The following is a 7,990-nucleotide window of genomic DNA, read 5'->3' on the forward strand; positions in this document are numbered from 1 at the left end:
TTCGTGACGCCGTTCGACCGAGAGGACATCTACGACCTCGCCTCGGGGCTCGATGACGTGATGGACATGATGGACGAGGTCGTCGACCTGGTCCTGCTCTACGAGGTGAAGGACCTCCCGGCCGAGCTGTCGACGCAGGTCGAGGTCATCCAGCGGTGCGCCGAGATCACGGCGGCGGCGATGCCCCAGCTCCAGGCGATGAAGTCCCTCGACGAGTACTGGATCGAGATCAACCGGCTCGAGAACGTCGGCGACAAGAACTACCGCCGGACCCTCGCCACCCTGTTCTCGGGCGACTTCAAGGCACTCGAGGTCCTCAAGCTGAAGGACATCGTCGAGTCCCTCGAGGGGGCGATCGACGCCTTCGAGAAGGTCGCCAACATCGTGGAGCAGATCGCGGTCAAGGAGAGCTGACCCCAGCATGGAGCTCGCGATCATCGTCGCGGTCGTCGTCGTTGCCCTGATCTTCGACTACACCAACGGATTCCACGACGCGGCCAATGCCATTGCCACCTCCGTCTCCACCCGGGCGCTGACCCCGCGGGTCGCGCTGGCCATGGCCGCCGTCATGAACTTCGTCGGCGCCTTCCTCGGCCAGGAGGTGGCGACGACGGTGTCGGACACCATCGACCCCGGCTCCGGGACGCACGGGCTGGTCATCGTGATGGCCGGCCTGCTCGGCGCGATCACCTGGAACCTCATCACCTGGTGGCTCGGACTCCCCTCCTCGTCCTCGCACGCCCTCATCGGCGGGCTGGTCGGCTCGGCGATCGCGGCGGGGGCCGCGGCGAACTGGGACGTGGTCGTGGAGAAGGTCGTCATCCCGATGCTCCTCTCGCCGGTCGTCGCGTTCAGCCTCGGCTTCGCGGTGATGCTGGCGATCATGTGGGCCTTCCGACGGGCCAGCCCGTCCCGGGCCAATCGCGGCTTCCGTCTCGCCCAGACCGTCTCGGCCGCGGCGATGGCGCTGGGCCACGGGCTCCAGGACGCCCAGAAGACGATGGGCGTGATCTTCCTGGCGCTGCTCACCGGTGGGTACGTCGCGAAGGACGACCCGCTGCCGGTGTGGGTCATCTTCTGCGCTGCCGGCGCCATCTCGCTCGGCACCTACTCCGGTGGCTGGCGGATCATGCGGACCCTGGGCCGCCGGATCATCCACCTCGACCCGGCGCGGGGCTTCGCGGCCGAGTCGGTCGCCTCGTCGGTGCTCTACACGACGGCGTACGTGTTCGAGGCGCCGATCTCGACCACCCACACCATCACGTCGGCGGTGATGGGCGTCGGCGCGACCAAGCGGGTGTCGGCGGTGCGCTGGGGTGTGGCCCGCTCGATCCTGACTGCCTGGGTCCTCACCTTCCCGATGGCGGGCCTCGCCGCGGCCATCTGCTACTGGATCAGCCACTTCTTCATCGAGGTCGTGTTCTGACGGGCCGTCGGGATAGTCCCTAACGAAACGGTCCTCCTCGACGGCGTGTCGGATACCGCCTTGTTCGGGACTATCTCCAGAGGAACGCCGTCAGGCAGCTCGGTACCGGAGGAAGCGCTCCCGCTGCGACGCTGACAACGCACGCCGCTGGGCAACGGTCTCGGTGGACGTCCACCATGCCGGCGGCTGCGATGTCCACGCTCGCCGCTCGGGCGCCAGCCACCGCGCGCGCGACCGGGCTGCGAGCATCCGGCGGGCCATGGTCTCCGGATCCGATGCGTCGCCCGCCATCATGGTGAAGGACTCGAGCCCGAGCTCGCGATAGACCTCCTCCCGGCGTACGTCGAGCGCAGGCTGCGAGCCCTGGAGATGGAGGCTACCGTTGTACTCACCGACGACTCCCGCCTCCTCGTCGAGGAGGTCAGGCGTGCAGATGTGTCGTCCGGAGCGGTCGAAGATCGGCACATTGAACCTCGCTCGGGGCAGACGTGCGTCAAGGACCCAGATCATCCCCATCGTCACCTCCTGGGGCGACCAGCGGTTCTCGTCGCTGAGCTCGGTCGCCTCACGACAGAGGGGAATGCCGGTCCAGCTCGACAACCCCGTCCGCGGGCGGGTGCCGGCGTAGATGCGCATCTCGTCGATCGACACGAGGTCGTCGTAGGCCGCCATGTCGAGCGTACGGACCGCGTCCCGGACGTTTGCGGCGTACCTCATCGCGAAGCACACCGAGCGCACCGGGATGGTGATCGGCAGTCCGTGGACCACGATCACGTCGGCGGGGTTGATGCCCTCCTCACAGATCGCCACTCCCGCGTGAGGGCGGATCCGGTTCCACACGGCGAGATCGACCGGGCGGCATCCACCTGCCGGCGTTGACCCGTCGAACCACCTGGCGCCCAGCCAGGCCAGGGCAGCCCAGCCGGTAACTGCTCCCCCTCCCGGCCTCAGCACGGCAGCAGCCTCAACGATCCGTTGGGCCACCTGATTGCCGTCCACGAAGCTCGGCAGGTAGTAGCCGTGGCTGGTACGACGCCAGTGCGGTCCTCGCGCCTGGCCGGGCGTCGGTCCATGCTCGCCCGATGGATCCACCCGGACGGGGGCGTAGAGATGCGGTCGATCCGGGTGAAACGGCCGGAGGTGACAATCGCCAGTCATGCCGGGAGCGTTCCCCTGACGGGACCCGCCCGCGTTCCCTATCCACAGGTCCGCGTGTCAGGGCTCATCCTGGGTAGTCCCTAACGGAATGGATGGCACAGCCGGCGTGTCGCCAACCGTTTCGTTAGGGACTATCGACAGAGTGCGCCACTACCCGAAGCGACCGGAGATGTAGGCCTCGGTGGACGGGTTGTCCGGGTTGGCGAACATCTTCTCCGTGGAGTTGAACTCCACCAGGTGGCCGGGCTCGCCGGCCGCCTTGAGGTTGAAGAAGCCGGTCTCGTCGGAGACCCGCGCCGCCTGCTGCATGTTGTGGGTCACGATGACGATCGTGTACTCCTGCTTGAGGTCGTGGATGAGGTCCTCGATCGCGGCGGTGGAGATCGGGTCGAGCGCCGAGCAGGGCTCGTCCATCAGCAGCACCTGCGGCTCGACGGCGATGGCTCGCGCGATGCACAGCCGCTGCTGCTGGCCGCCGGAGAGTCCCATGCCCGGCTTGCCCAGCCGGTCCTTGACCTCGGTCCAGAGGTTGGCAGAGCGCAGCGACCGCTCGACGATGTCGTCCGCCTCGGCCTTCTTGAGCTTCCGCGAGTTCAGCCGGTTGCCCGCCAGCACGTTGTCGTAGATGGACATGGTCGGGAACGGGTTGGGCCGCTGGAAGACCATGCCGATCTGCCGGCGCACCTCGACCGGGTCGACGTTCGCGGCGTAGAGCTCCTGTCCGTCGATGACCACCTTGCCCTCGACGCGGGCGCCCGGGATCACCTCGTGCATCCGGTTCAGGGACCGGAGGAAGGTGGACTTCCCGCAGCCGGACGGCCCGATGAAGGCGGTCACCGAGCGCGAACGGATCGTCAGGCCGACGCCCTCGACGGCGAGGAAGTCGCCGTAGTAGATGTTCAGGTCGGAGATGTCGATGCTCTTGGCCATGGGTGTGTCGTCTCTCCTCGGGGTCAGCGACCCAGCTTGGGACTGAAGTACTTGCTGAGGGCTCGGGCGACCAGGTTGAACAGCATGACGATGCTGATCAGCACCAGGGCCGCGCCCCAAGCCCGCGCCTGGCCGAACTCCGGCGGCACGCCGGGCTGGGTGTACGAGTAGTAGATGAAGACGGGCAGCGTCGACATCCGTTCGGCGAACGCGTTGAAGTTGTCGGAGTCGGTGTCGCCCGCGATGATCAGCAGCGGCGCCGTCTCACCGGCGACCCGGGCGACCGCGAGCATGACGCCGGTGATGATGCCGGCCATCGAGGTCGGCAGGACCACTTTCGTGATCGTGCGCCACTTCGGCACGCCCAGTGCGTACGACGCCTCGCGCAGCTCGTTGGGCACCAGCTTCAGCATCTCCTCGGTCGCCCGCACCACGATCGGGATCATCAGCACCGACAGGGCCACCGAGCCACCGAAGCCCATCCGGACCCCCGGGCCGAAGAAGATCACGAACAGCGCGTAGGCAAAGAGGCCGGCCACGATGGAGGGGATGCCGGTCATCACGTCGACGAGGAAGGTGACGACGCGAGCCAGCCGGTTCCCGTCGCCGTACTCGACGAGATAGATGCCCGCGAGGATGCCGACCGGGACCGAGATCACGGTCGCCCACCCGGTGATGATGAACGTCCCGATGATCGCGTGGTAGATGCCGCCGCCCTCGCCGACGACGTTGCGCATGTTGTAGGTGAGGAACTCTGCGGAGATGACCGGGAGACCCTCGCTGAGAACCTGCCACACCAAGCTCAGCAACGGCAGCATCGCGAGGCCGAATGCCGACCACATCAGGCTGGTGGCGAGCCTGTCCTTGGCCTTGCGACCGCCTTCGACGGCCGACGACCACACCGGCATCACCGCCAGGTAGAAGAGCAGGCCGACGGCGCCGCTCAGCCCGGGCCCCCAGCCGAGGAACACGATGAGCAGCAGCGCCACGGCCAGCGACTCCGCCGCCACCAGCAGGGGTGCCCAGCCAGGCAGCTGCGGCCGCACCAGCGGCAGCGAGCCGCTGCCCTGGGGCTTGCGGGTCGTCTCACCCAGGGTCGACATCATCGGGCTCCCTTCACGTGGCCGCGAGCCCCGATCCAGCGACCGACGAAGTTCACGAGGAAGGTGACCAGGAACAGCACGAGACCGCTGAAGATCAGGATGTTGACCTGCACTCCGGAGGCCTCGGGGAACTTCAGCGCCACGTTGGCGGCGATCGTGGACGGGTTGACCGACGAGATCAGGTTGAACGAGACGACGCCGGTGGCCGACAGCACCATCGCGACGGCCATGGTCTCGCCCAGGGCGCGACCCAGGCCGAGCATGGTGGCCGAGACGATGCCGGAGCGTGAGTAGGGGAAGACGGTCATCCGGATCATCTCCCAGCGGGTGGCGCCGAGCGCCAGCGCCGCTTCCTGCTCGAGCCTGGGGGTCTGGGCGAAGATCTCGCGACAGATGGCGGTGATGATCGGGAGCGCCATGATCGCCAGCACCAGGCTGGCGGTGAGGATCGTGCGACCGGTGCTCGAGGCGGGACCCTCGAAGAACGGCAGGAAGCCGAGGTGCTCCTCCAGCCACTCGTAGGCCGGGACCAGCCGGGGCCCGAAGAACTGGATCCCCCACAAGCCGTAGACCACGCTCGGCACCGCGGCCAGCAGGTCGATGGCGTAGCCGATCGGCCTGGCGGCGCGGCGAGGGGCGTAGTGGGAGATCACCAGGGCCAGCCCGATCGACAGCGGCGCCGCCACGATCAGCGCGATCACCGCCGCGAGGATCGTGCCGAAGAGCAGCGGCCACACGTACAGGACGATGTTGTCCTGGCCGAGCTGGGCGGCGCTGGCGGTGAGTGCCGGCATGCCCTCGAGCGTCAGGAAGATGGCGACCCCGGCCAGGGTCAGCACGATCAGCGTCGCGGCGGCTCGCGCGATCCCCCGGAAGACGACGTCTCCCCGGCGACGGGCCACTGCTCCTCCGGCCGGGGGTGCGCTCACGTTCGACACTGCTCAGGGTCCTTCCTGATCATTCTCTGCTCGGCGCTCGTCAGGTCGTGCACTGCCTGGGCACGCCTACGGGGACCCGGCCGGCCGGCGCTCCGGCAGGACGGGTCCCCGTGGACGTGGTACGAGCGTCTCACCCGGCGCTGATGCCCTCCAGGATCGTCGTGGCCTCTTCCGAGAGGCTGGACGGGAGCGGCGCCGAGCCGGCGTTCTCGGCCGCGGTCTGCTGGCCCTCGTCGCTGACGATGTACTCCAGGTAGCCCTTCACCAGGTCGGCCTCCGCCTGATCGTCGTAGGTCTGGCAGGCGATGAGGTACGACGTCAGCACGATCGGGTAGACGCCCGACTCCTCGGTCTTGTAGTCGAGGTCGTAGACCCTGGCGACGTCGGAGGCCGTCTCGGCCTCGGGAGAGACCTCGAAGATCTTCGCCGCGGCCTCCGGCGACGGCTCGACGTAGTCCTCGCCGACCTTCACCGCGACCGTCCCCAGGTCGCCGGCCTGGCTCGCGTCGGCGTACCCGATGGTGTTGCTTCCGTTCTCGACCGCGGCGACGACGCCCGACGTGCCGCTGCCGCCCTCACCGGCGTTGATGGGCCACGTCTCGACCTCGTCGTGCGGCCAGGAGTCGGGAGCGACGGTGCTCAGGTAGTTGGTGAAGTTCTCGGTCGTGCCCGATTCGTCGGAGCGGTGGACCGCGGTGATGGACTCGCTGGGGAGATCGGCGTCGGGGTTCTCCTCGGCGATGGCCGGGTCGTCCCACTCGGTGATCTCGTTGTTGAAGATCGCGGCCAGCGTGTCCGGCGAGAGCTGGAGACTGTCGACGCCCTCGACGTTGAAGATCACCGCGATCGGGCTGATGTAGTTGGGTACCTGGATCGGCTCGCCGCCGCAGCGCTTGGTCGCCTCGGACAGCTCGCCCTCGTCGTCGGTGAGGTAGGAGTCGGAGCCGGCGAAGGGGAAGCCACCGGAGATGAACTGCTCGCGGCCACCGCCCGACCCGATCGGGTCGTAGTTGATCGTCACGTCGGGGTTCTGCTCCTGGAAGCCGGCACGCCAGGCGTTCTGTGCCGCCTCCTGCGAGCTCGCGCCGCCCCCGCTCAGGGTGCCGGACAGGTCACTGTTGCTCGCGGCCGCATCGGACTCGTTGGCCGCGCCGCAGCCCGTCAGAGCAATCGCGAGAACAGCGATGCCGGGGAGGACTGCCCGGCGCAGTGAAGGGACCTTCACGTGAGTCTCCTGAAGTCATGTTTGTCGTGGCTGACATCAGGGAAGTTAGGGAGCGCAGGTGACCGGATCCGTTGGCGTGGGTGAACGCCGGGTGAACTCGGGTTGCCCAGATCGGCAAGTCTGGCCGGCGCCGAGACGACCGTCACATGAACACGGGGCCCTCAGGCGTCGTACGTCTCCGCGGCCACGACTCTCCCCCCTCGGTGGTGCACCACCCGCAGCCCCGCCGCGTCGAGGCGGAGGGTGTCCATGCCCAGCGCGTCGAACACGCTCGGCAGTACCGGACGATGGGTGCACAGGACCGACCCCTCCTTGGTCCCGAGGAGGTCGTCGACGATCTCGGCCACCGAGTCGGCCGACGCGTCCTCCTCGCTGAGGCCGTCGTGCTCCTCGACCTTCAGCCCGCCGGCGTCGGCGTAGGGAACGACCGTCTCCCGACACCGGGTGCTGCTGGAGCTGACCACCCGGGACACGTCGTAGGCCGCGAGCAGCGGCACCAGCCGCTCGGCCTGCCGGCGCCCGGTGTCCTCCAGCGGCCGCCGACGGTCGTCTCCCGACCATGCCTTCCGGGACTCCGCCGAGCCGTGCCTGAGGACGACCAGCGGACGGGTCTTGCGGCGCAGCCGGCGCGACTCCTCGAGCGTCTCCTGGTCGTAGGGGTAGGTCAGCCGATCCAGAGCCTTCCGCCACGGCACCCACCGGACGTCGTCGATCTCGGCGTTGACGAGGTAGCCGCTCACGTCGTCGGGTCCGATCGCCCAGCCGACCCAGTAGTGCACCGACTTCATCCGGTCGCCGTTCTGGTAGCGCTGGGTGCCCAGCGGTGGGCCGAGGCGGATCGCGACGCCGGTCTCCTCACCCACCTCGCGCACCGCCGTGGCCGGCAGCCACTCCCCCGGGTCGACCTTGCCCTTGGGGAACGACCAGTCGTCGTACGCCGGCCGGTGCACCAGCAGCACGTCCTGGCGCCGACGCCAGACGACCGCTCCGGCGGCGAGCACGTCCGGTCGGTTCGAGATGACGCTCGGGGCCATGGCGCTAGTGTCACATCACATCCCGGTGTACGCCTCGTGGGATCGAGGTCGGGCGCCGGACGACGGACGACGGACGACGGGCGAGGAGATCAGGTGCGGGCACGGTTGCTGATCGTGGGCGCCGTACTCCTGGTCCTGGCGCTCGTCGTGGCCGGCCTGCTGTGGTGGCGGTCGGC

Annotated in this window: 8 protein-coding genes; 2 read left to right on the top strand and 6 right to left on the bottom strand. The window is 68.4% G+C overall.

The annotated features are described in order from the left end of the window. Together VFN12_RS08450 and VFN12_RS08455 are read left to right on the top strand one after the other, a co-directional pair. Window positions 1–414: DUF47 domain-containing protein (locus VFN12_RS08450; protein ID WP_325118200.1), on the top strand; the 414-nt coding region annotated here is incomplete at its 5' end. 7 nt (window positions 415–421) lie between these two features. Continuing rightward, window positions 422–1,426: an inorganic phosphate transporter gene (locus VFN12_RS08455; protein ID WP_325118201.1), complete on the top strand. Its 1,005-nt coding sequence runs from the start codon at window positions 422–424 to the stop codon at window positions 1,424–1,426. Window positions 1,427–1,516: 90 nt separating this feature from the next. Here the strand turns inward: VFN12_RS08455 and VFN12_RS08460 are convergent, their stop codons facing one another. The 6 genes from VFN12_RS08460 to VFN12_RS08485 form a co-directional block, all read right to left on the bottom strand. Beyond that, entirely contained in the window at window positions 1,517–2,380 is an 864-nt protein-coding gene (locus VFN12_RS08460) for a hypothetical protein (RefSeq protein WP_325118202.1), read from the bottom strand. Between the two features lie 354 nt (window positions 2,381–2,734). Next, window positions 2,735–3,514 carry a phosphate ABC transporter ATP-binding protein PstB gene (pstB, locus tag VFN12_RS08465; protein ID WP_325118204.1) on the bottom strand — a complete coding sequence of 260 codons (780 nt, stop codon included), beginning with the start codon at window positions 3,512–3,514 and terminating at the stop codon, window positions 2,735–2,737. Window positions 3,515–3,537: 23 nt separating this feature from the next. Next, entirely contained in the window at window positions 3,538–4,617 is a 1,080-nt protein-coding gene (gene pstA / locus VFN12_RS08470) for a phosphate ABC transporter permease PstA (protein ID WP_325118205.1), read from the bottom strand. Continuing rightward, window positions 4,617–5,546, bottom strand: a complete 930-nt coding sequence (gene pstC / locus VFN12_RS08475) for a phosphate ABC transporter permease subunit PstC (protein WP_325118206.1) — start codon at window positions 5,544–5,546, stop codon at window positions 4,617–4,619. Before pstC ends, pstA begins: the two co-directional genes overlap by 1 nt. 139 nt (window positions 5,547–5,685) lie before the next feature. Next, window positions 5,686–6,780 (bottom strand): phosphate ABC transporter substrate-binding protein PstS, encoded by a 1,095-nt coding sequence (gene pstS / locus VFN12_RS08480; protein ID WP_325118207.1) that lies wholly within the window; start codon window positions 6,778–6,780, stop codon window positions 5,686–5,688. A 161-nt stretch (window positions 6,781–6,941) separates the two neighbouring features. Beyond that, complete coding sequence (locus VFN12_RS08485; protein ID WP_325118208.1) at window positions 6,942–7,814, bottom strand: NUDIX hydrolase; 873 nt, start codon at window positions 7,812–7,814, stop codon at window positions 6,942–6,944. Between the last annotated feature and the right edge of the window lie 176 nt (window positions 7,815–7,990).

The sequence above is a fragment of the Nocardioides sp. genome (assembly GCF_035703625.1).
Lineage (GTDB): Bacteria > Actinomycetota > Actinomycetes > Propionibacteriales > Nocardioidaceae > Nocardioides.